This is a genomic window from Pseudomonas ficuserectae (assembly GCF_024584585.1).
GTDB lineage: Bacteria > Pseudomonadota > Gammaproteobacteria > Pseudomonadales > Pseudomonadaceae > Aquipseudomonas > Aquipseudomonas amygdali.
Genome location: NZ_CP085684.1, coordinates 1,375,194 through 1,397,675 on the forward strand (window position 1 = coordinate 1,375,194; position 22,482 = coordinate 1,397,675).

Here is a 22,482-nt window from a genome sequence, read left to right on the forward strand (position 1 = left end):
TTGTCTGCCTCCACGAAAAGGCGGGCCGATGATCCGGGTTGTTGTTCGTCCGGGCACTGGATGTTCAATCCTGCCGATTTTTCCTGGTGGCTGAATTGCTCTGACTTATTGTGCTCGATTAAAGACGGTGTTACAGATTGTTTCTTATGGACAGTTCTGCTTGGGGAAAATAATGACTACAACATCAAAAGCACCGCATTACACCGGCGAGGAGCGAAGCAAAAGAATCTTCGCGATTGTCGGGGCGTCATCGGGCAACCTGGTCGAATGGTTCGACTTTTATATCTACGCCTTCTGCGCGATTTATTTCGCACCGGCTTTCTTTCCTTCCGATGATCCGACCGTTCAGTTGCTCAACACCGCAGGTGTGTTTGCCGCTGGCTTTCTGATGCGTCCGATTGGCGGCTGGCTGTTTGGTCGTGTCGCAGACAAACATGGCCGCAAGAACTCCATGCTGATTTCGGTCACCATGATGTGTGCCGGATCATTGATCATTGCCTGCCTGCCGACCTATGCATCGATTGGTGCCTTGGCGCCGGCGTTGCTGCTCATGGCGCGCCTGCTTCAAGGCCTGTCGGTGGGCGGTGAATATGGCACCACGGCCACTTACATGAGTGAAGTGGCCCTGCGCGGGCAGCGCGGTTTTTATGCCTCGTTCCAGTACGTCACCCTGATCGGCGGTCAGTTGCTTGCGGTATTGACAGTGGTCATCCTCCAGCAGTTTCTGACCACCGAAGAACTGCGTGACTACGGCTGGCGTATCCCGTTCGTGATCGGTGCGGCCGCTGCTGTCATTGCCTTGCTGCTGCGTCGCACACTCAATGAAACCACTACCGCCGAAAGCCGTCAGGACAAGGATGCAGGCAGTATTGCCGCACTGTTCAAGCATCACGCAGCGGCCTTCATCACCGTGCTGGGCTACACCGCCGGTGGCTCACTGATTTTCTACACCTTCACGACCTACATGCAGAAATACCTGGTCAACACCGGAGGCATGGAAGCCAAGACCGCTAGTTACATCATGACCGGCGCGCTGTTTCTGTACATGTGCATGCAGCCGTTTTTCGGCATGCTGGCGGACCGCATCGGTCGTCGTAATTCGATGTTGTGGTTCGGCGCGCTGGGTACACTGTGCACGGTGCCGATTCTGATGACCCTGAAAACCACCACCAACCCGTTCATTGCGTTCGCACTGATTACCCTAGCGTTGGCAATTGTCAGCTTTTATACCTCGATCAGCGGGCTGGTCAAAGCCGAGATGTTTCCTCCCCAGGTTCGCGCACTGGGCGTCGGGCTCGCTTATGCAGTTGCCAACGCAATGTTCGGCGGCTCGGCTGAGTGGGTTGCACTGAAACTCAAGAGTGCCGGAATGGAAAACAGCTTTTACTGGTACGTGACGGCGATGATGGCGGTAGCGTTCCTGTTCAGTCTGCGCCTGCCCAAAGAGCCCAAGTACCTGCATCAGGACCATTGATCGCAGGCTTGTTTCGGCCACAAAAAAACCACCTGATCAGGTGGTTTTTTTGTGTGCCGCTTTAAATCAGAACAGCTGAACCGAAGGCTTCTCTTTGGAGATGGTTTCGGTCTGCCCGGTTCTTTCGTACCAGCCGCCGCCGAGTGCCTTGTACAGATTGACCTCGCTGGTCAGCTGCGACAGACGATCGGTGATCAGCGTTTGTTGCGCGCTGAACAACGAGCGCTGGGCGTCGAGGAAGGTCAGGTTGCTGTCGATACCGATCCGGTAGCGACGCTCGGCCAGACGGTAGTAGTCCTGGTTGGCCGCGACGAAGTCACGTTGCGCCTGGAGCTGCTCGTCGTAGGTCTTGCGCGAAGCCAGGCCGTCAGACACTTCCTGGAAGGCGGTTTGAATCGCCTTCTCGTAGTTGGCGACGCTGATTTCTTTCTGGATTTTCGAGTAGTCCAGGCTGGCGCGCAGGTTGCCGGCGTTGAAGATCGGGATGTTGATGCTTGGCTGGAACAGCCATGCACCCGATCCGCCCTTGAACAGGCCGGACAGCTCGCTGCTGCTGGTTCCGGCACTGGCCGTCAGGCTGATGCTGGGGAAGAACGCTGCGCGTGCTGCGCCAATGTTGGCGTTGGCTGCCTTGAGCGTATGCTCGGCCTCCAGAATGTCCGGACGACGCTGCAGCAGGTCGGACGGCAGGCCAGCCGGCATTTCGGTCAGCATGTCGGAATCCAGCAAGTGGCTGGCCGGCAGGTTGTCAGGCAGGCTGGTGCCGAGCAGCAGCACCAGACTGTTCTGATCCTGTGCAACCAGACGCTCGTACTGAGCCAGTTTGGCACGCGCGCTTTCGACGGCGGTGCGTGACTGGCTCAGGTCCAGGGCCGAGGAAACACCGACTTCATTGCTGCGCGAGGTCAGGCGATAGCTTTCTTCGTAGGTCTTGAGGGTGTCCTGCGTCAGCTTGAGCAGTTCCTTGTCGGCCTGCCAGGTCATGTAGGCATTGGCGACGCTGGCCACCAGACTGATCTGGGTGCTGCGACGCGCTTCTTCGCTGGAGAAGTAAGTCTCCAGCGCCTGCTCGCTGAGGCTGCGCACCCGGCCAAAGAGGTCCAGCTCGTACGAGCTGACACCCAGCGTTGCCGAATAGCTGCTGGTGATGCCTGCTTGACCGGTTTGCGACTGGTCGGCTGGCACGCGTTGACGAGTACCGCTACCTGTCGCCGAAACAGCAGGGAACAGGTCCGAGCGCTGAATACGGTACTGGGCACGGTAAGCGTCAATGTTCAGGGCCGCGACCCGCAGGTCGCGGTTGTTGAGCAGTGCAGTCTGAATCAGCTGTTGCAGCGCCGGATCATTGAAGAAGTGCCGCCAGCCTTGCTCCGCGGCAGCCATTTTGGCGCCTTCGACCGGCGAGTACGCCGGCCCTTGCGGATATTGAGCGGCGACCGGTGCTTCCGGCTGCTTGTACTCGGGGATCAAAGAGCAGCCGCCGAGAATGAACGCGGTAACTGCAAGAGAGATCAATGACTTGCTCATTGGCCAGCCTCATCGTGTGAAATATGTTTCTTCTTGCTCTTGAAGAGCCCTGAAACCGAGACAAAGAACAGGGGCACCCAGAAGATCGCCAGGATAACGGCGGTGATCATACCGCCAATTACACCAGTACCGATCGAATGTTGACTACCTGAACCTGCGCCCGTGGAGATTGCCAGCGGCACAACGCCGAGGATAAACGCCATGGACGTCATGATAATCGGGCGCAGACGCATGCGGCACGCCTCGATTGCCGAGTCGACCAGGCTCTTGCCCTGTTCGTGCAGCTCTTTGGCGAACTCGACGATCAGAATGGCGTTCTTCGCCGCCAGACCCACCGTCACCAGCAAGCCCACCTGGAAGAACACGTCGTTGGACAGGCCACGCAGGCTGGTTGCCATCAGTGCACCGATAACCCCCAGCGGCACCACGAGGATGACCGCGATCGGAATCGACCAGCTTTCATACAGCGCCGCCAGACACAGGAACACCACCAGCAACGACAGCGCGTAGAGGGCAGGGGCCTGCGAGCCGGACAAACGTTCCTCGTAGGACAGACCGGTCCACGAAATGCCGATACCTTGCGGCAGTTTCTTGGCCAGGGCTTCTACCTCGGCCATCGCCTCGCCGCTGCTGTAACCCGGGGCAGGAGTACCGAGCACTTCCTCTGCTGCCACGCCGTTGTAGCGCGACAGTTTCGGTGAGCCGTAGGTCCATTTGCCGCTGGCGAAGGCCGAGAACGGCACCATTTCACCCGAGCTGTTGCGCACGTACCACTTCTTGAGGTCTTCAGGCGTCATACGGGCACCTGCATCGCCCTGGATGTACACCTTCTTCACACGGCCACGGTCGATGAAGTCATTGACGTAGCTGCCGCCCAACGCGATGGACAGTGTGTTGTTGATGTCCGACAGGGTAATGCCCAGCGCACTGGCGCGTTCGTCGTCGATGATCAACTGGTATTGCGGTTCGTCATTCAGCCCGTTCGGACGCACGCCTGCGAGAATCTTGCTCTGCGCTGCCATGCCGAGGAACTGGTTACGCGCCTCCATCAGTTTGTCGTGACCCACGCCGCCCTGATCCTGCAGGTAAACGTCGAAACCTGTGGCGTTCCCCAGCTCGAGAACAGACGGTGGAACGACCGCGAATACCATTGCGTCGCGCAGGCTGAAGAAATAGCCCTGAGCGCGCTTGGCCAGTTCGAAGACGCTGTTGTTGGAATCACGTTCTTCCCACGGCTTGAGCATGACGAACGCAATCGCCGAGCTTTGACCGCGGCCCGCAAAGTTGAAGCCGTTTACCGAGAACACCGACTTCACTGCACCGCTTTCCTTGGTCAGCAGGTATTCACGCATGTTGTCGATGACTTCCTGCGTACGCTCGGTAGAGGAGCCTGCCGGGGTCTGGATCTGGGCAAAGATGACGCCCTGATCTTCTTCCGGAAGGAACGCGGCCGGGATACGCATGAACATCCAGACCATGCCTGCGCAGATCAGGATATAGCCCAGATACGCCGGCCATTTGTGCTTGAGCATGTTGCCGACGCCACGTTCGTAGCTCAGAACGCTGCGGTCAAAGGTGCGGTTGAACCAGCCGAAGAAACCACGTTTTGGCTGGCCGTGCTTCTCGTGATCGATAGGCTTGAGCATGGTGGCGCACAGCGCCGGGGTGAAGATCAGGGCGACAACCACCGACAGGGCCATGGCCGAGACGATGGTGATCGAGAACTGTTTGTAGATCACCCCGGTAGAGCCGCCGAAGAACGCCATGGGCAGCAGAACCGCCGACAGCACCAGCGCAATACCGACCAGCGCACCCTGGATCTGGGTCATGGATTTGATCGTGGCGTCGCGCGGGGAGAGCTTTTCCTCCTCCATGACCCGCTCGACGTTTTCCACCACCACGATCGCATCGTCCACCAGCAAGCCGATGGCCAGCACCATACCGAACATGGTCAGGGTGTTGATGGTGAAGCCGAATGCCGCGAGGATGCCGAACGTACCCAGCAATACTACCGGTACGGTCATGGTCGTGATGACCGTGGCGCGGAAGTTTTGCAGGAACAGGTACATCACCAGGAACACCAGCACGATCGCTTCGATCAGGGTGTGCACCACACCATTGATCGATTCGCTGACCACTGGCGTGGTGTCATACGGGTACACGACTTTCATGCCTGGCGGGAAGAACGGCTCCAGCGACGAAACGGTCGCGCGAATAGCCTTGGCGGTGTCCAGTGCGTTGGCACCGGTCGCGAGTTTGATTGCCAGACCCGATGCCGGTTTACCGTCGAACTGCGAGTCGGTGCTGTAGTTCTCTGCGCCCAGGCCGACAGTCGCGACGTCCTTGAGGCGAACCTGCGAGCCGTCGGTGTTGACCTTGAGGAAGATGTTGCCGAACTGCTCGGCGGTCTGCAGACGCGTCTTGCCGATGATCGTGGCGTTCAGCTGCTGGCCGCTGATGGACGGCAGGCCACCCAACTGGCCGGACGATACCTGGACGTTCTGCGCGGTGATCGCGTTTTTCACGTCCACCGGAGTCAGCTGGAAGTTGTTCAGCTTTGCCGGGTCCAGCCAGATACGCATGGCGTACTGCGAACCGAACACCTGGAAGTCACCCACACCGGAGGTCCGGGAAATCGGGTCCTGCATGTTCGACACGATGTAGTTGGCCAGGTCTTCCTTGCCCATGCTGCCGTCTTCGGACACCAGGCCGATCACCATCAGGAAGTTCTTCACTGCCTTGGTCACGCGGATACCCTGTTGCTGCACTTCCTGTGGCAACAGCGGGGTCGCGAGGTTGAGCTTGTTCTGCACCTGAACCTGCGCCGTATCAGGGTTGGTACCCTGATTGAAGGTCGCGGTAATGGTCATGCTGCCGTCGGAGTTACTTTCCGAGCTCACATAACGCAGGTTGTCGATACCGTTGAGCTGTTGCTCGATCACCTGCACCACAGTGTCCTGCACCGTCTGAGCGGAGGCGCCCGGATAGGTGACCTGGATACCGATGGCTGGCGGTGCGATGCTCGGGTACTGGTTGATCGGCAGGCTGGAAATCGACAGCGCACCGACCAGCATGATCACGAGGGCAATAACCCAGGCAAAAATGGGTCGATCAATAAAGAATTTCGACATGGGTTACTCCCCTTTGCTGCCTGCGGCTTTATCAGTGGCCGGGGCAGGTGCCGGGTTTGCTCCTTTGACGTTGGTCGCTTCGGCGACTTTCACTTCGGCGCCTGGTTTGACGTACTGCAAGCCTTCGGTAATGACCCGATCACCTTCTTTCAGGCCGTCTTCGATCAGCCAGTCGCTGCCCACGGTGCGGTTGGCCACCAGCGTACGCATTTCAACCTTGTTGTCCTGGTTGACGATCATGGCGGTCGGCGTGCCTTTCAGGTCGCGGGTCACGCCTTGCTGCGGTGCCAGAATGGCTTTCGCACTGACGCCAGCCTGCAATTGCGCGTGGACGAACATGCCAGGCAACAAGCGATGTTCCGGGTTCGGGAACACGGCGCGCAAGGTGACCGAGCCTGTAGTCTGATCAACTGATACTTCGGAGAACTCCAGCTTGCCTTCCTGGCCATAGACGCTGTTGTCTTCCAGCGTCAGCTTGACCTTGGCCGCGTTGTCGCCGGCTTTCTGCAGCTTGCCGCTTTCCAGGTCATTGCGCAGCTTGAGCATGTCGGCAGACGACTGAACCACGTCCACGTAGATCGGGTCGAGCTGCTGGATGGTTGCCATTGCTTCGGTCTGGGCGCTGCTGACCAGCGCGCCTTCGGTCACTGCGGAGCGGCCGATACGACCGGAAATAGGTGCCAGCACCTTGGTGTAGCGCAGGTTGATCTGGGCGGTCTGCAACGCGGCCTGAGCTTCCTGCGTGGATGCCTGGGCGGTGTCGTATTCCTGACGGCTTACCGCTTGCTCGCTGACCAGTTGCTTGTAGCGATCAGACATCGACTTGGCAGACTGCAGAGTCGCCTTGGCGCTGTTGGCATTGGCCTCATAGACAGCCGGGTCGATCTGATAGAGCTGCTGACCGGCTTTGACGTCGCCACCTTCGGTAAACAGACGTTTGAGAATGATGCCGTTGACCTGAGGGCGTACCTCGGCGACGCGGAATGCGGTGGTCCGGCCTGGCAGCTCGGTGGTCAGGGTATAGGGCTGTGCTTTGAGGGTAACGACGCCGACCTGAGGGGTTTGCGCAGGCGGGGCCGCCTGTTCCTTCTTGCTACAGCCACTGAGCAGGGTTGCCAGGGCGACGGCAGTGACCAGAACGGTAACAGCTGGCTTGAATTGCATGAAGATCCTCGGGGCAGGAGCCTGTTGTCTCAACAGTACGTTGAAGTGTTAAAAAATATTTCGGCTAGATAAGTAGCATGCTAAGGAATATACTTACATTCGCGGCTGTTTGTAAACACCCGCTGTGCGCATTCGGCCACTATTCACAGTGCCGACAGCCAATTCGGGACAAGGCGAGACAAATGCCGCCCGGTCATATCTCCAGGTCTGCCGCCAGACGCATGCCTGAGGTGAATTTTTTGAGGTTTTATTGCCATGGTTCGTCGCACCAAAGAGGAAGCTCAGATCACTCGCAGCCAGATTCTGGAGGCTGCCGAGCAGGCTTTTTATGAGCGAGGCGTCGCCCGCACCACGCTGGCTGACATCGCAACCCTTGCTGGTGTGACGCGAGGAGCCATTTACTGGCACTTCAACAACAAGGCCGATCTGGTTCAGGCAATGCTCGACAGCCTTCAGGAACCACTCGATGAAATGGCGCAGGCCAGTCAGAGCGAAGAGGAAGAAGACCCACTGGGCTGTATGAGAAATCTTTTGATTCATTTGTTTCATGAGCTCGCACTGGATCCGAAAACCCGTCGCATCAATGAAATCCTGTTTCACAAATGCGAGTTTACTGACGAGATGTGTGATTTTCGTCGTCAGCGCCAGGACAACGCCATACAGTGCCACGACCGGATCACCCTGGGGCTGAACAATGCCGTGCGCCAGGGGCAACTTCCCAAAGATCTCGATACGGCCCGGGCCGCAGTCGCCCTGTTTTCTTACGTAAACGGCATCATTTATCAATGGCTGCTGGTTCCAGACAGCTTTTCATTGCCGGCAGAGGCCGAGCAACTGGTTGATGTGTGTCTGGACATGCTGCGCTTCAGCCCTACGCTAAGAATCAGCAAGGCTTCCTGACGGAGATGACAGGTCGTAGCGCCTGCCGGTTCGGTCGGGTCGTTGTCTTTCCCACAAAGCCTAACTCCAATTCGTGCTTTTCATACAGTGTGTTTACTGACTGTTTACCCGTCCTCATCGATTGCCCCCGCCGGTTGCCGCCGATCAGACCTTGATCCGACAAAATATTGTAGGAGGCAGGTAGGACATTTCCTGATACATGTAGCTGATTTCCCAAAGTAATTTCCGAGTATTGCCTCGCGGGAAAACTCCCTTCACTCTTCGCTTCCGGAAAGATCAGAAGAGAGGAAGGTTGCATGTTTTTGCCGAATCTTGCGCCCATGTGCCCTGAAATCAACGCCAGATCCGCTGAAACGTACGCGCGTGGGCAGGGTCGTGGCTTGCATGAGCGCAGGTCTGTGTCGGGCGTGATCGAAACATGCAAAGGGCATGCAGGCGTTAGCGTAAATCCGCGTCTCTCGATCAAAGGGAGGGCGGAGCATGTCGGACACTACAACTGATGCTGTGAGGCTACTGGCTGGAGTCGCGCAGCAATCCGAACGGGTCGCCATGGATTCTGAATTGGGTACGCCCGTCATTCGACTTGGGTTGATCACCACGCTGTATTTCCGCAATGGCCACACGCTGGAGATGAAGCGTCGGGTCGAGGCCTGCTTTTCGCGCTTCTATGACGCGTTCAAGCCGAAACTCAAATGGCAGCTGTTCAAGCGTATGCGTCGCTTGAGCGCATCGGGTTTTGCATCGACCCGGCGTCAGGTTGTCGAAAGCCTCCCGGACGAGCAGTTCATCTGGTCTATCGCCAGTGCGACCCAGGCCGAGGTCGCCATGTACAGCCTGTTTGTCATGAACACCCCGCAGGGGCAGGCCGATAACGATCGCTCTTGTCTGAAAATGGTATTGCCCTGGTCCTGCCTGACCGAGCCCGACGGTTTGAAGAACTACGAGGCCTGGATCCGCTATCTAAGCAGCGAAGTGCAGGCCGAGCATGGCTTTGGCGGGCTCGCCTGTGTACTGCCTTGCGATGGTCATCAGTATTTACCCTGGGAGTATCGACTGGCTCAGGACTACATAGGGTTGATGGTCGATCCCGGTCCGCACATTGAAAGCCTGCGTTTGCTGGACCGTATAAAGGGCGTCAGTTGGTACACGGTGCTGGGCGAAGGGTTTGTCAGGCAGCTGGGAGGGAGCGACAGATTGCGGGGCGAGATGAGCGCGCACAGCGACATCGTGTTTCATAGCTATCGCAACGGGTTGATCATTCGGGCGGGTGCGGTGCCTGAATTGGGTGGTCGAGGCCTGCCACCGCCGCAACCCTATGTGACGGTCAACCGGATGATCAAACCGGTTCGCCTGCAGGACACCGGCAACCTTCATCCCTACCTTGCTCCCGGTATCGGCTTTACCGAGGAAACCACTGCGCAGTGGTATGCGCGATTTGATGAAAAACCGCTGCCGCCAGTTGATGCGGGGCAGGCATGCCCTCGATCAGGCTGCTGGTTCAGCAGCGCACAGTTTGGCTCGCGTCGACATTTCGACGAAGGTGAACTCATGCCGGCGTTCAACCATATAAAAAGCAAGAAAACCCAGTGGTTTTGGGCCGGCATGCCTTCCTGATTCAGCGCGTCGAGCTAATCCCGGCCTCGCAATAGCGTATTGGGCATTGCTACGGCTGCGGCAAGGCCGAGCAGCGAAATGGCCGCACTGGTGATCAGCAGGTTTCTGAAGGTCAGCGCCAGTTCGGCTCGCAGTGTTTCCAGTGCCGGTCCGGTTGCTGCATTAAGGCTGTCGAGCAGGACATTACCGGAGCTGCCTTCGCCACCCAGCGCTCCCGAGCCGGGCAGGCCGACACCGGTATGCTGCAACATAGCCAGTAGCAGCGCCGACATCAATGCCACGCCTACTGCACCCCCCAGCGAGCGGAACAGATTGGTTGTGCTGGTGGCCACGCCCATATCCCTTGGCTGAACCGAGTTCTGGGTGCCGACCAATGAGGTGGGGAACTGCATGCCGGTGGCGATGCCGGTAAGGACCATGAACAGGCTCATCGCTATCAGCGATTGGGGAGGCGTAAAGGCCATGCCCAGAATCGCGATGGGCATCAGCAACGCCCCGGTCAGAATAAGCGGTTTGTAGCGCCCGGTTTGCGCGGTGCGTCGCCCGGCGAAATAGGCACCCATCGGCATGCCGATCGCCAGCGGAAGCAGGTGCAGGGCAGCACTGTCTGCACCGCCACCGGTGACGGTCTGGTAACGCAACGGCATCAGGACAATCAGGGAAATAGCCTGAAAACTGGTAAAGAACACCGTGCACCAGCAAAGCACGGCACTTTTATTGGTGAACAGGTGCATGGGCAACAGGGGTTCGGCGGTGCGGCGTTCGTACCAGACGAAAATGCCCAGCGTCAGCAGGGCGGTGCCCAGTAACAACTGAACCTCGAAATCGCCCAGACCATGCCCCTGACCAATTTCGGTAATTCCCAGCAGCAGCGCGGTCAGGCCGATGATCATCAGCACCGTACCCAGGTAGTCGATAATCGGTTTGCGCTGCGGCACTGGCAGGCCGACCAGGGTTCGATATGCGACGATCAGCGCGGCTGCTCCCAAGGGCAGATTAATCAGGAACACCCAGCGCCAGGACAGGTATTCGGTCATCAAGCCGCCCAAGACCGGGCCCGCGACGCTGGCCACGGCGTACATGCTGCTGAAGTAGCCTTGGTAGCGGCCCCGCTCACGAGGCGGAACAATGTCGGCGATGATTGCTTGGCTTACCGAAACCATACCGCCTGCACCGATGCCTTGAAGGACGCGCGCCAGCACCAGTTGTTCCATGCTCTGCGCCATGCCACAGAACAGCGAGGCGAGGGTGAAAAGCCCCAAGCCGAACAGCATCAGTTTACGCCGTCCGTAAAGATCGCCCAGCTTGCCGTAGATCGGCACTGCAACGGTCAGTGAAACCATATACGCGGAAATGACCCACGCCAGCAGATCGATGTCCCTGAACTGGGCGGAAATGGCAGGCATCGAAACAGCAACGATGGTCTGATCCAGAGCGCTGAGCAATACCGCCATCATCAACGCGAACAGAATGCTGCGAATGGCCGGAGGCGTTTGAGTAAGACTGGTCAAGGCAAGACCTGATGGCAGTGTTGACCCGCCGCAAGTGAGGCGGGAGAGTCTGATCAGTCTAATCCGATAGCTTGCTAATCGATAGCTGCCTTTGCTGAACGATGACGCAATTCACGTTACACAAGCGTCATCGCAAGGCGCTGAAGGTTGCGTCGGTCGGCACGCAATGGCCAAACGTGCAACTGGCGACCTGTGGGGCCTGACGAGCCAGCTCGTTACGATAGGCCCCTGCGGTGTATACCGCCAGGACCGCTAGAGCACCGACGACAACCATGCATTTTCTTGTTCTGACTTTCATGACGCACTCCTTACCTCGGCTACAGAGCAGTTTGAAAGAACTGATTAAAGTGTAGGACAAGGTTGGAGTTTGCGTCGGTAGTCATCATCTGCGGTTGCTGCGTGACGAATGCCCTGGAAGACGCGTTAGAATTCGCGCTTTGATTTATGAGCAGGGTCCATACGCATGGCACGCAAGGAATACAACGGGTTTGAAGTGGTGTCGGCAGTCATGCCTGCCGAGCAGGGGTACAACGCGGCAATTGCCATCAAGGCGCTGGGTGCAGGCGGAGCGCCGCGCTTTCACGCGCTGCTGCCGGACCAGAAATTCAAGACCGCCGATGATGCCGACCTGGCCGCTGTGCAGGAGCTGCAGCGGCTGATCGACATTGATGCCGAGGGCGAGCCTGTATGGGGCGATTCCTGATCAGGCGCCTGGGCGAAACATCTTGAACAGCGCTTCCGGCCCAAGCTGGAAGTAATCTGCAGGACCGCCGCCACGCAGGATCGGCTCGGCGGCCGCGGTGTCATAAACACCGTCCTTGAGCAGGGATTTCTCGATGTGTACGGCTACCACTTCGCCCAGAATCAGCCAGCTGGGCACCAGTTCCTGGTCGGCGCGTTGCAATTGAATGATCTGCGTGACTTTGCATTCAAACGACACCGGCGTCTCAAGCACGCGTGGGACCGAGACGATATGAGAGGCCAGCGGCGTGAGGTTGGCCAGTTCGAACTCGCTGACATCCGGCGCTACCGGGGCACAGCTCTGGTTCATGGCTTCGGCCAGCGAGCGGGTCGCTAGATTCCAGACAAACTCACCGGTCTGCTCGATGTTATTCAGACTGTCCTTGCGACCAACGCTGCAGAACCCAATGATGGGGGGCACGTAGTTGAAGGCATTGAAGAAACTGTAGGGTGCCAGATTCAATTTGCCGTTGGCATCCTGCGATGAAATCCAGCCGATCGGGCGTGGGCCTACAATCGCGTTGAACGGGTCATGCGGCAGGCCGTGGCCCTTGGACGGCTCGTAGGAGTGAATAGCGTCTGACATGCTTGATTCCTGATGGGCTCTATAGGGTGCGGACATAGTGCTGCGCATTTGCAGAGGATGCCAGAGTAGCGTGTATTTCAGCCTGGGCCAGACATGAAGAAGCCCGACATCGGCCGGGCTTGGGGTGTTGCGTGGACTATCAGCCCAGACGATTGGCGCCGACGTGGTCTGCGCCATCAGCGGCCAGGCGGTTGGCACCGACGTGGTCTGCACCATCGGCGGCCTGACGGTTTGCACCGACACGGTCCGCGCCATCAGAGGCCAGACGGTTGGCACCGACGTGGTCTGCACCATCGGCAGCCTGACGATTTGGACCGACACGGTCTGCGCCGTCAGCAGCTACGCGAATTGAACCGACGTTAGTGTGTTTGGTGCCGCCTTCAGCAACGATGGTCGAGCGGGACATATCGCTTTGAACAGTTGTGACTGGAAGTGCAAAGGCGCTTGAAGCCAGAACAGAGAAAGCCAGGCCGAAGATCAATTTAGTGGTTTTCATGATGATGTCTCCAATGAGTGTCGGGTGAGTTGTCATCCCGGTATGGAGGCAATGCTACGCGCCAGTGGATTATTAAGAAGTTAATCGGATTGCTAGCGACCATCGCTGAAAATGATAGTTGGCTGTGATGCTCTGATTTCGGGCCTTGTGGGCGATATTGCATTATTGAAGTGCATATTTTGAAAAATCTTGTAATAAAGCCTCTTGACAATCTGGAAGTATAATTTTTTCAATGTCTTATCGCTGGTTGGCCTCGAAAGTGTGCACTGTATTGAAACACTTTGTAGCAAGTGCTCATGTCGCTCCAGGGGGCATTGATGGCGGTTGTATCGATGTAACCGATATTGATGCTCCTCACTCCGGTGTGGAAACGGCACGCCAACTCAGGCGTTGGCATGCCATTCAAGCGGGTTAATGAAGGGTGATCAATCTGTCTCGATCCGCGAATGTTTGCGCGTGTCTTTCATGAAGACATACACCAGCAGCGAACAGGCGATGCAAGCGGTTACGTACCAGTAGTAGCCGGTTTCCATGCCGATGCTCTTGAACCACAGTGCGATGTATTCCGCAGTACCACCGAAAATCGACACCGTCAGTGCGTATGGCAGGCCGACACCCAGCGCACGGATCTCGGTCGGAAACAGCTCGGCCTTGACCACTGCGTTGATCGAGGTGTAACCGCTGACGATGATCAGCGCCGCCATGATCAGGAAGAAAGCGCCCCACCAGGTTTGAATGGTATGCAGCGTGGTCAGGATCGGTACGGTACACAGCGTTCCCAGTGCGCCAAACGCAATCAGGATCGGACGCCGCCCGACCTTGTCGGACAGTGCGCCAATCACCGGCTGCAACAGCATGAACAGAACCAGTGTCGCCGCTGATATCGAGGTCGAGTCGGTGATGCTCATGCCGACGGTGTTGACCAGATACTTCTGCATGTACGTCGTGTAGGTATAGAAAGCCAGGGTCCCACCCATCGTCAGGCCGACTACGGTCATCAGTTCCTTGGGATGACGCATCAATGTGCGCATCAGGCTTTCCTTGGCCTTTTCCTTTTTCTTGCGGGTGAACGACTCGGTTTCCTCCATGCCACGACGCAGAAACAGCGCGACGACTGCACACAGGGCACCGATGACGAACGGGATGCGCCAGCCCCAGGCATACAGTTGCTCGGTGGTCAGCGTCTGCTGCAGCACGATCAACACGCCCAGCGCGATGAGTTGACCGGAAATCAGCGTGACGTACTGGAAGCTGGAAAAGAAGCCGCGACGTTCCTTGGTGGCCATTTCGCTGAGATAGGTGGCCGAGGTGCCGTATTCACCCCCGACAGACAGGCCCTGCAGTAGTCGGGCGAACACCAGCAGGATCGGGGCACCGACGCCGATGCTCTCATAGCCCGGGGTCAGGGCAATGATCAGCGAACCGAAACACATCAGCAGCACCGATGCCATCAGCGCAGCCTTGCGCCCCTTGTAGTCAGCGTAAAGCCCCATCAGCCAGCCACCGATAGGCCGCATCAGAAAGCCGACGGCAAAAATCGCGGCCGTGTTGAGCAACTGTGCGGTGGTGTCGCCCTTGGGGAAGAACGCTTTGGCGAAGTACAGCGAGAAAGCGGCGTAGACGTACCAGTCGTACCACTCGACCATGTTGCCGACCGAGCCGCTGAAAATGGATTTTAAACGGCTGGAAGTGGTTTTTTGGCCGGCAGCAATAGCAGCCGACCCACGGGAGGCGGGATTGGAAGTTTCCATGGTGTTCCTTGTTTTTCATTATTTTTGGAAGGAGGCATTGGCTGCCCTGCCTGTGACATAGCAGGAGCTGTGCCACACCATGAGAGCCTGTTCCAGAGCGGTTGCGAGACTTTGATGAGCAAGAATCCGCTTATCTGTACAAAATAGATAAGCGGATTCTTGCCGATGGGTGCTCAAGCGAGGTTAGTGACCGCGTGCCGGCCCGAACACAATCACGCCCACGACGAAAGCGAGCATCAGACCCAGAACGATCATGATTGCCTTGAAGGTATTTCTGACGCAGAAGGCTTTTACGCTATCCCAGCCTCCGGTCCTGACGGAAATGGCGTCCTGAAAACCTGAAATCCGGTACGGCGACAGCACGATCCATAGCAGCAGCACAGCGCCATACAGCGCTGCCAGTACGGGCCCTTTCTGTACACAGATATAGCCTAGTGTGACGATCGGAATACCGTGGCGCAGCGCCAGCGCCTGATAACCAGGCCAGCTCAGGTAATCGGGCAGCAAGCGCGCACTCCAGCGCATATCCACCGGCTTGATACGTTCAGCGAAAGGGCGCCAGAACGACATGAATATATGGATGACAAGCAAGAGGAAAATCGGCGCGGTAAGCGCAAGGCCAGCTATTTCGTACCAGGTGGCGTTGCTGCCGGAAGGGTCCAGTGATGCCGTCGTGAAGATCGTCAATACGCCGAAAAAATAGGCCCTGAGATTGAAATTGGATGACACCTGCTCAGGCAATTTACGCCAGGATTGTACGTCGGCGTCCGGGAATTCTTGTATGGCATCCGGGAATTGGTGAGTGAGGTCGGACGCCAGTTTTTCGCAGGCTTGCCACAGCTCTTGATTAGCGTGCCTTGCCAGTCGCAGCCTTTCATCCAGGGGTGGTGGTTGCAGAAGAAGACGCGCAGCCATGGCCTCGGGACTGTCTTGTGAGGCTTCGAGCAGTTTCTGCTGACGTGCGACGAATGCCTTCTTTTCACAACGCTGGACCAGATTCATCCACAGGGAAAGCGGCCCTGCATACACGTCATGTTTCTGATCCCAGGCAAAAAGGCTGCTCACGCGTTCGAACAGGGCAGGGGACCAGTCATGGTTGTTGAGCAGCAGTGTCATGGTCCACTGTTCAAGTTGCTCCTGGCGATCAAATGATGTCAGCCATGGCTGCTGCCGGAGTGCCTTGAGCGCATCGAGAAAGGCACGTTCCTCGTTGTTTTCGAGCATGGCATGAAATGACTCAAGCGAGCTGTCCAGCAGTGCCTGAGTCAGCCGATGCGCCTGATGAGTCCTGAGCTGTACTTTTTGCCAGGGTGTCAGCCAATGCAGTTGTTCGACGGCGGCCTTGATCAGCGCCTGATTGTCCTCCGGGTCCAGCAGGCAACGCCGGGCCAGATGTTGCTGGAAGAGCTCATCGCAGCCTTGATCCTGGGCTATCGGACGTTGTGAGTGCAGGTTTTCCGGTGTGGTCTGACTGGCTTGCTCATACCAGCTCAACTCTACTGCCGGGCGCACAGGAGGCTCGGCCATGTCGAATGCCGGGTGTACCTGTCGATGGTCCGGTCGGACTACCACTACAGGCTCATCAAGGGGCAGCGATTCGAGGGGCTGGCCAGCAGTTGACCAGACGTCACTGCCCTCATCATCGTCTTCGGCACGATTTCTTGCCCAGTCCAGCGCCTGCTCGTAAGCATCGCGCAGCGCCTGAAAGGCAACCGGGTCGTCGTCGGGACGCGTGGTTTTCAACAGCCTGGCGTATTGGCGCTTGATGCTGCGCTCGTCGGCATCATGGCCCAGATCCAGTACGCTCCAGCAATCCATTGCCGTCACCATTCACCTCGTTCGAAACGGTCTGCTTCCTGTTCAAGCTGTTTGCGCAGTTCATTGATCTGCCGGTCATCCTGGGTTTCCAGCACGCGCTGGAATTGTGCAGCCCAGACTCCGATGGTTTCACGTGCCTCGCCCAGATACTCCTGATAGAGCCGTTCCAGACGTGCTGTCAGGTGAGTGTTGACCTGTTGTTCGCGAGGATGAACCTTGAGTGCTTCCAGCACCTTGAGTCGTTCACGGATTTCGGCGGGTGTCATGACTCCGGGGTTGTTCTCGATAACCAGCTTGTGATTTTCGCCGGTCATCTGGATCCGCACGTCGGCCTCCAGCAGGCCGTTGTTGTCGTATGTGAAACGCACGTCCAGTTCGACCTCGCCAGCCTTGGCTTTCGGCACGGGAATATTCAGCTCGCCCAGCGCGATGTTGTCTTTGACCAGGCGGCTTTCACCTTGAAAAATCCGCAGCAGAACGTGCTCCTGATTATCGGCAACCGTGTTTACGGTACGCACCCGGCTGACCGGTACCACGCTGTTGCGTTCGATGATCGGAAGGTAATGCCCGGACTGATAGCCGTTGAACACGTATTGTGTGGTTTCGATACCCAGGGTGTAGGGGCACACGTCGGTCAAAACGACTTCTTCCAGCGCCGCATCGCGCTGCTTGAGTGCTGCCTGAATTGCAGCACCCTGCGCGACAACCTCATCCGGGTTGAGTGTGATGGCCGGAAAACGGCCGAACATCCCCGCGGCCAGTTTGCGGATCAGCGGCATACGTGTAGTGCCGCCCACCAGCAGGATTTCGTCCAGATCTGCGACGCGAATTTTCGCATCGCGCAAGGCTCGCTCGATAGGCGCGCGCAGGCGGGCCAGCAGAGGCGCAAACACATCATTCATCTGCTCTTGCGTGATTGTCTTGCGCCATTCGCGGTCGGCATGGCGCAGCACGAAATCCACACTGTTTTCCTGGCCCAGCGCCTTGCGCACGCGCTCGGCTTCACGTCGTAGCGAAGGCGTTACCAGTTCCTTGCCGGGGAAGTCCTGCTCATCTCGGTGCAGGGTCAGAAAGTGCTCGACCAGCAGGCGGTCAAAATCTTCACCCCCCAGGAAGTTGTCGCCTGCGCTGGCACGCACCTCCATCACGCCGTCGAAGAGTTCGAGGATCGAGATGTCGAACGTGCCGCCACCTAGGTCGAAGACCAGAAACGAGGTTTCGCCTTCCTTCTGATGAAGTCCATAGGCCAGGGCTGCTGCTGTCGGCTCGTTGATGAGCTTCTCGACCTTGAGGCCGGCCAGCTCACCGGCAATGCGCGTCGCTTTACGCTGAGCGTCACTGAAGTACGCCGGAACGCTGATCACCGCCTCGGTGACAGGCTCGCCAAACGCGCGCTCGACGTCGGCTTTAAGACTCTTGAGTACCAGCGAGGACAACTCTTCTGGACGATAGGTGGCAGATCCCAGGCGAATCTCCTGAGCGCTGCCCATATAACGTTTGAATAGCGCCGTGGTTTTTTCCGGGTGAGTTTGCAGACGTTCGCGCGCCGCCTTGCCGACCAGAATCTGCCCTTCGTCGTCCAGTCCGACAACGCTTGGAGTCAGCGTCTCTCCCAACGCATTGGTAACCAGCTCGCTGCTGCCGTCGCGCCAGACAGCCACCAGGCTGTTGGTGGTGCCCAGGTCAATACCGACGATCATCTCAAAAATGCTCCCTGCTCAAGGATTGTTGCAATGTTTTGCGTGATTCTGAATCAAGGCAACCGGTGTTGTCTTCGTTTTATGCGTCGGGAATGCCTGCTGGCACCCCGCGTCAGGATGCCTTTGCAGCATTATTCTCCAGTGCGACTCACCGCCCTGTGCAGGATCGCCGCCAGATCTTCTCTGGAGTAGGGTTTTTGCAACAGGTCGAAGCGGTGTGTTTCGTCCTGAGCGATCGTTGCAAATTCAGTGCTGTAGCCGGAGGTGAGGACGACCGGCATCCAGGGATAACGAGCTTCGATTTCAGCGTACAGTTCCAGCCCGCTCATGCCGGGTATCGCGATATCCGAAAACACCACATGAAAGTTTTCCGGGTTACCGGACAACTCATGCAGCGCCTCGGTGGCACTCTTGACCCAAAGCACCTGAAAACCAAGCTGCTCAAGCATCGGTCGGGTAAACGTGCCGATGTCCTGATTGTCCTCGACCATCAAAACGCACAGACCGGGCAACGCGATGGGTGCGCAATGCTTGTCTTGCGCGACGACTTCGTGATTTTTTGCACTCGGCAGGCACAGCGTGAAGCAGCTGCCTCTGCCCAGTTCGCTTTCAACCAGCACTTCGCCGCCCGATTGTTTGGCGAAGCCGAATACCTGCGACAAGCCCAGCCCTGTACCCTGTCCCACGCTTTTGGTGGTGTAGAACGGTTCAAAGATCAGGCCCAGTTTTTCTTTGGCGATACCCGCGCCGGTATCGGTCAGCGACACCGTCACATAATCGCCATCGCTGAGTGAGGCGGGCTGATCGGCAGTGGCGCAGGTAGCGCATTCAACTTTTATGCTGAGTCGGCCTGCGCCCGACATTGCATCGCGGGCGTTAACCACCATGTTGACCAGCGCAGTGTCGAACTGGCTACCATCGGCGAAGATAAAGCACGGCTCGGCAGGCAGGTCGATGTTCACCTGAATGCGTGCGCCGGTGAGCGTATCCATCATCTCGCCAATACGCGCTACGCTCTTGCAGACATCGAACACTTCCGGCTGCAAGGCCTGACGGCGGGCAAAGGCCAGCAACTGACCGGTCAAGCGAGCCGCCCGGTCTACCGTACTGGAAATCGCCTCGACGTACTTCACACGGCGATGCTCTTCAAGGTTAGGTGCCTTCAACAGGTCGCTGCAGGAGCGGATCACCGTCAACAGGTTATTGAAGTCGTGCGCCACACCGCCAGTGAGTTGGCCGATAGCCTCCAGTTTCTGCGCTTGATGCAAGGCGTCCTGGGACAGCCGCAACGCTTCATTGGCTTCTTCTTCGGCCTGAATGTCACGGCCGACGGCATGGATGAATTGTTTGTCCGGTACGGCAGTCCACGAGATGGTCCGGTACGAACCATCCAGATGGCGATAGCGATTCTTGAAGTGAGGAATGGTCTGGCCTTTTTCCAGTCCGCTCATGGCGGCCAGCGTACTGTCCACGTCTTCGGGGTGCACCAGCCCCAGGAACTGGCTGTCGAGCAGTTGTTCTGCCGACCAGCCGAGAGCTTGAGTCCAGGCCGGATTGACTGCCGAGATAATGCCGTCGAACTGCGCCACCAGCATCAGGTCAGTCGACAGGCGCCAGATGCGATCACGGTCACGGGTGCGCTCAATCACGCGCTGCTCGAGCGTTTCGTTGAGAGACATCAGCGCTTGTTCAGCGTCTCGGAGCTGGGTCATGTCACGGGACACACACAGGACTTTCTCCGGCTTGCCGTCCTTGCCGAAAATCGGGCTGACTTGCACATGCCACCACTTGACTGTGCCCGTCAGAGTTTTCGCCGATCCCATGAAACTGGCGTTCTGACCCGCGCGGGCCGCTTCGACAGCCGCGATGGCGTCCAGATTGCCCTGGTCCTGCCAGAAATCGGGCCAGGGGCAGCCGCGAATCGCATTGAAATCGCTGACTTCCATGATCTGCTGGCCGCCTTCGCTCATGAAGGTCAGGCGCGAATCGAGGTCCAGCACCTTGATGCAATCATTGATGCTCGACAGAACACGCTCGGTAAACGCTTCGTTTTCATTTTGTCGGGCCTGGGCAATGACTTGGGACGTAGTTTCATTGACCCGGCAGAACACGCCCTCGATCAGGCCGCTATCGCCGTAGAGCGGCGAATAGGAAAGCGACCACCAGGTCTGCTCGGGCTTGCCGTTGCGGACGATGGTGCGCTGAATATCGTCAGACCGGCGGCTGTGTCCACAAAGCGCCTGCTCAGCCAGTGGGCGCACGGCCTCCCAGGCATCACCCCACACCGAGGCAATGGGTTGTCCTTGTGCCTGCTCTGCTGCAACGGGCAAAACCTGGGAATAGGCGTCATTGAAGAACAGGACAAAGTCCGCCCCCCAAAGCAGGTACATGCTGTCAGGGCAACTGAGCATCAGGTTCATTGATGACAGTAACGCTGCAGGCCATGCTTGCTTCGGTCCCAGCGCAGACGTCGACCAGTCTGTCTCTCGGATAAGCCGGCCCATATTGCCGCCTCCCAGTGGGAGGTCGAGGGGAGTATTCACGGTAGAAAATGCCCCAACTTTCGGACTGCCAATGTGAGCTTGAATAGCCAGGCGGGAATGATGTCATTATGCCTTAAAACTATCCAGCCATCACGGCCTTACATAGCCGGGACAGTATGCAGACCCGGCAGCGCGGGAAATGTTCGGTTATCGCCGGAAGAAGCCATACAGGATGTGCGCAGCCATCAGTTCAGGAACATTTCCCGTACCAGAGCATGGCGCTGCATTTTCTCGTTCAGCGTCCGTCGCGGCAGTTGCAGCTCGTTGAGCACAGCCTTGATATCACCTTTGTGACGGGCCAGCGAAGCGCGCAGGCATTGTGCTTCGAAGGCTTCCTGGCGTGCTGCCAGAGAGTGTCCCTGCAATTGAGTATCGGGCTGCGGCGAGGTGAGTTCCAGGCCCAGCGCCTGCCGCTCAGCCGCGTTGGCCAGCTCGCGTACGTTGCCAGGCCTGTCATGGCTGAGCAACTGACTCAGGCGTGCGGCGCTCAGGGCAGGCGATTCGCGGCCCATACGCTCGGCGGCGGCTCGGGCGAAGTGGCTGAACAGTTGCGCGATGTCTTCAAGGCGTTCGCGCAACGGCGGCAGGCGCAGCTCGGCAACGTTCAGGCGATAGGCCAGATCTTCACGGAAGCGCCCGGCGCGGGCCTCTTCAAGCAGGTCCGGTTTGGTCGCAGCAATGATCCGCAAGTTGACGTCGATACTCTGATTCGAGCCCAACCGTTCAAGGCGCTTGTCTTGCAGAACGCGTAGCAGCTTGACCTGTTGCGCCATGGGCATGCTCTCTATTTCGTCAAGAAACACGGTGCCGCCGTCGGCATACTCCAGTCTGCCGATACGTTTGCCCTGTGCACCGGTAAACGCGCCGCTTTCGTGCCCGAACAACTCGGCTTCGAACAGATGTTCCGGGATGGCCGCGCAATTAAGCGCGACAAAAGGTTTGCCGGCGCGCGGCCCGAAGTCGTGCAGGCAGCGAGCGACCAGTTCCTTACCGCTGCCGGTTTCCCCCCGAATGATTACATTGACCGGCAGCTGCGCGAGCTCAAGCACCTGACGGCGTAAGGTCTGCAGGCTGGGCGACACGCCGAGCAGCGTGGCGTCCAGTCGGGTTCTGGCATCGGCCTGTTCATGCAGACGGCGGTTTTCCAGCACCAGTTGGCGTTTCTCCAGCGCGCGCCGCAGGTTGCTGATCAGCGTTTCCGGGCTGAAGGGCTTTTCCAGAAAATCATAGGCACCTTCGCGCATCGCCTCTACAGCCATTGGCACATCACCATGGCCGGTCAGCAGGATGACCGGCAGGTCCGGGTCCATGCCTTGCAGGCGGCTTAGCAGTTCCAGACCACTCATGCCCGGCATGCGGACGTCGGTCAGCACCACACCGGGGAAATGTTCCGGCAGTTTTGCCAGGCACTCCTCGGCACGGGCGAAGACTTGCACCTCAAACCCCGACAGCGTCAGCCATTGCTCGACGGCTTGCCGAATGGGAGCCTCGTCGTCTACCACGATGACCGCGTTCAACATGTCGGG

The 22,482-nt window shown here is 58.0% G+C and carries 16 protein-coding genes; 4 read left to right on the forward strand and 12 right to left on the reverse strand.

From position 1 onward, the window contains the following. The first annotated feature begins 172 nt into the window (after nt 1-172). Nucleotides 173-1,474, forward strand: a complete 1,302-nt coding sequence (locus tag LJU29_RS06230) for an MFS family transporter (RefSeq protein ID WP_054994920.1) — start codon at nt 173-175, stop codon at nt 1,472-1,474. A gap of 66 nt (nt 1,475-1,540) precedes the next feature. Here LJU29_RS06230 and LJU29_RS06235 read toward each other — a convergent pair whose 3' ends face one another. The 3 genes from LJU29_RS06235 to LJU29_RS06245 are packed head-to-tail and all read right to left on the reverse strand — an operon-like array spanning nt 1,541 to nt 7,296. Beyond that, complete coding sequence (locus LJU29_RS06235) at nt 1,541-3,001, reverse strand: AdeC/AdeK/OprM family multidrug efflux complex outer membrane factor (protein WP_005733475.1); 1,461 nt, start codon at nt 2,999-3,001, stop codon at nt 1,541-1,543. After that, nucleotides 2,998-6,132 (reverse strand): efflux RND transporter permease subunit, encoded by a 3,135-nt coding sequence (locus LJU29_RS06240; protein ID WP_005745558.1) that lies wholly within the window; start codon nt 6,130-6,132, stop codon nt 2,998-3,000. Before LJU29_RS06240 ends, LJU29_RS06235 begins: the two co-directional genes overlap by 4 nt. A gap of 3 nt (nt 6,133-6,135) precedes the next feature. Further along, the gene (locus LJU29_RS06245; RefSeq protein ID WP_002554959.1) at nt 6,136-7,296 is read right to left on the reverse strand and encodes an efflux RND transporter periplasmic adaptor subunit; all 1,161 of its coding nucleotides are present in this window, start codon (nt 7,294-7,296) and stop codon (nt 6,136-6,138) included. A gap of 255 nt (nt 7,297-7,551) precedes the next feature. Between LJU29_RS06245 and pmeR the strand changes: the two genes are divergently transcribed. Beyond that, complete coding sequence (pmeR, locus tag LJU29_RS06250) at nt 7,552-8,196, forward strand: auxin-lysine conjugate-binding transcriptional regulator PmeR (RefSeq protein ID WP_002554958.1); 645 nt, start codon at nt 7,552-7,554, stop codon at nt 8,194-8,196. Between the two features lie 480 nt (nt 8,197-8,676). After that, complete coding sequence (locus LJU29_RS06255; RefSeq protein ID WP_004664026.1) at nt 8,677-9,810, forward strand: DUF3396 domain-containing protein; 1,134 nt, start codon at nt 8,677-8,679, stop codon at nt 9,808-9,810. Nucleotides 9,811-9,824: 14 nt separating this feature from the next. Here LJU29_RS06255 and LJU29_RS06260 read toward each other — a convergent pair whose 3' ends face one another. Together LJU29_RS06260 and LJU29_RS06265 are read right to left on the reverse strand one after the other, a co-directional pair. After that, entirely contained in the window at nt 9,825-11,321 is a 1,497-nt protein-coding gene (locus LJU29_RS06260) for an MDR family MFS transporter (RefSeq protein ID WP_005753843.1), read from the reverse strand. A 127-nt stretch (nt 11,322-11,448) separates the two neighbouring features. After that, complete coding sequence (locus LJU29_RS06265) at nt 11,449-11,619, reverse strand: hypothetical protein (protein ID WP_004664028.1); 171 nt, start codon at nt 11,617-11,619, stop codon at nt 11,449-11,451. 165 nt (nt 11,620-11,784) lie between these two features. Here LJU29_RS06265 and LJU29_RS06270 point away from each other — a divergent pair, with 165 nt between their 5' ends. After that, complete coding sequence (locus LJU29_RS06270; RefSeq protein WP_005745561.1) at nt 11,785-12,024, forward strand: hypothetical protein; 240 nt, start codon at nt 11,785-11,787, stop codon at nt 12,022-12,024. Here LJU29_RS06270 and LJU29_RS06275 read toward each other — a convergent pair whose 3' ends face one another. From LJU29_RS06275 to mifR, 7 genes are all read right to left on the reverse strand, one after another. After that, nucleotides 12,025-12,648, reverse strand: coding sequence for a flavin reductase family protein (locus tag LJU29_RS06275; protein ID WP_005733482.1), 624 nt, complete (start codon nt 12,646-12,648; stop codon nt 12,025-12,027). Between the two features lie 139 nt (nt 12,649-12,787). Continuing rightward, nucleotides 12,788-13,144, reverse strand: a complete 357-nt coding sequence (locus LJU29_RS06280) for a hypothetical protein (protein WP_005733483.1) — start codon at nt 13,142-13,144, stop codon at nt 12,788-12,790. A 425-nt stretch (nt 13,145-13,569) separates the two neighbouring features. Continuing rightward, entirely contained in the window at nt 13,570-14,895 is a 1,326-nt protein-coding gene (locus tag LJU29_RS06285) for an MFS transporter (protein ID WP_257111813.1), read from the reverse strand. A 183-nt stretch (nt 14,896-15,078) separates the two neighbouring features. Further along, nucleotides 15,079-16,713, reverse strand: a complete 1,635-nt coding sequence (locus LJU29_RS06290; protein ID WP_257111815.1) for a J domain-containing protein — start codon at nt 16,711-16,713, stop codon at nt 15,079-15,081. A gap of 5 nt (nt 16,714-16,718) precedes the next feature. Beyond that, nucleotides 16,719-18,413: a molecular chaperone HscC gene (locus LJU29_RS06295; RefSeq protein WP_257111817.1), complete on the reverse strand. Its 1,695-nt coding sequence runs from the start codon at nt 18,411-18,413 to the stop codon at nt 16,719-16,721. Between the two features lie 131 nt (nt 18,414-18,544). Next, nucleotides 18,545-20,917, reverse strand: a complete 2,373-nt coding sequence (locus tag LJU29_RS06300; RefSeq protein WP_257111819.1) for a PAS domain-containing protein — start codon at nt 20,915-20,917, stop codon at nt 18,545-18,547. Nucleotides 20,918-21,141: 224 nt separating this feature from the next. Continuing rightward, nucleotides 21,142-22,476, reverse strand: coding sequence for a two-component system response regulator MifR (mifR, locus tag LJU29_RS06305; protein ID WP_257111821.1), 1,335 nt, complete (start codon nt 22,474-22,476; stop codon nt 21,142-21,144). Nucleotides 22,477-22,482 lie beyond the last annotated feature (6 nt).

Excerpts from the sequence above, each read along its gene's own strand:
- LJU29_RS06230 (WP_054994920.1), top strand. The coding sequence starts at position 173 with ATGACTACAACATCAAAAGCACCGCATTACACCGGCGAGGAGCGAAGC.
- LJU29_RS06235 (WP_005733475.1), bottom strand. The coding sequence starts at position 3,001 with ATGAGCAAGTCATTGATCTCTCTTGCAGTTACCGCGTTCATTCTCGGC.
- LJU29_RS06240 (WP_005745558.1), bottom strand. The coding sequence starts at position 6,132 with ATGTCGAAATTCTTTATTGATCGACCCATTTTTGCCTGGGTTATTGCC.
- LJU29_RS06245 (WP_002554959.1), bottom strand. The coding sequence starts at position 7,296 with ATGCAATTCAAGCCAGCTGTTACCGTTCTGGTCACTGCCGTCGCCCTG.
- pmeR (WP_002554958.1), top strand. The coding sequence starts at position 7,552 with ATGGTTCGTCGCACCAAAGAGGAAGCTCAGATCACTCGCAGCCAGATT.
- LJU29_RS06255 (WP_004664026.1), top strand. The coding sequence starts at position 8,677 with ATGTCGGACACTACAACTGATGCTGTGAGGCTACTGGCTGGAGTCGCG.
- LJU29_RS06265 (WP_004664028.1), bottom strand. The coding sequence starts at position 11,619 with ATGAAAGTCAGAACAAGAAAATGCATGGTTGTCGTCGGTGCTCTAGCG.
- LJU29_RS06270 (WP_005745561.1), top strand. The coding sequence starts at position 11,785 with ATGGCACGCAAGGAATACAACGGGTTTGAAGTGGTGTCGGCAGTCATG.
- LJU29_RS06275 (WP_005733482.1), bottom strand. The coding sequence starts at position 12,648 with ATGTCAGACGCTATTCACTCCTACGAGCCGTCCAAGGGCCACGGCCTG.
- LJU29_RS06280 (WP_005733483.1), bottom strand. The coding sequence starts at position 13,144 with ATGAAAACCACTAAATTGATCTTCGGCCTGGCTTTCTCTGTTCTGGCT.
- LJU29_RS06285 (WP_257111813.1), bottom strand. The coding sequence starts at position 14,895 with ATGGAAACTTCCAATCCCGCCTCCCGTGGGTCGGCTGCTATTGCTGCC.
- LJU29_RS06290 (WP_257111815.1), bottom strand. The coding sequence starts at position 16,713 with ATGGATTGCTGGAGCGTACTGGATCTGGGCCATGATGCCGACGAGCGC.
- LJU29_RS06295 (WP_257111817.1), bottom strand. The coding sequence starts at position 18,413 with ATGATCGTCGGTATTGACCTGGGCACCACCAACAGCCTGGTGGCTGTC.
- LJU29_RS06300 (WP_257111819.1), bottom strand. The coding sequence starts at position 20,917 with ATGGGCCGGCTTATCCGAGAGACAGACTGGTCGACGTCTGCGCTGGGA.
- mifR (WP_257111821.1), bottom strand. The coding sequence starts at position 22,476 with ATGTTGAACGCGGTCATCGTGGTAGACGACGAGGCTCCCATTCGGCAA.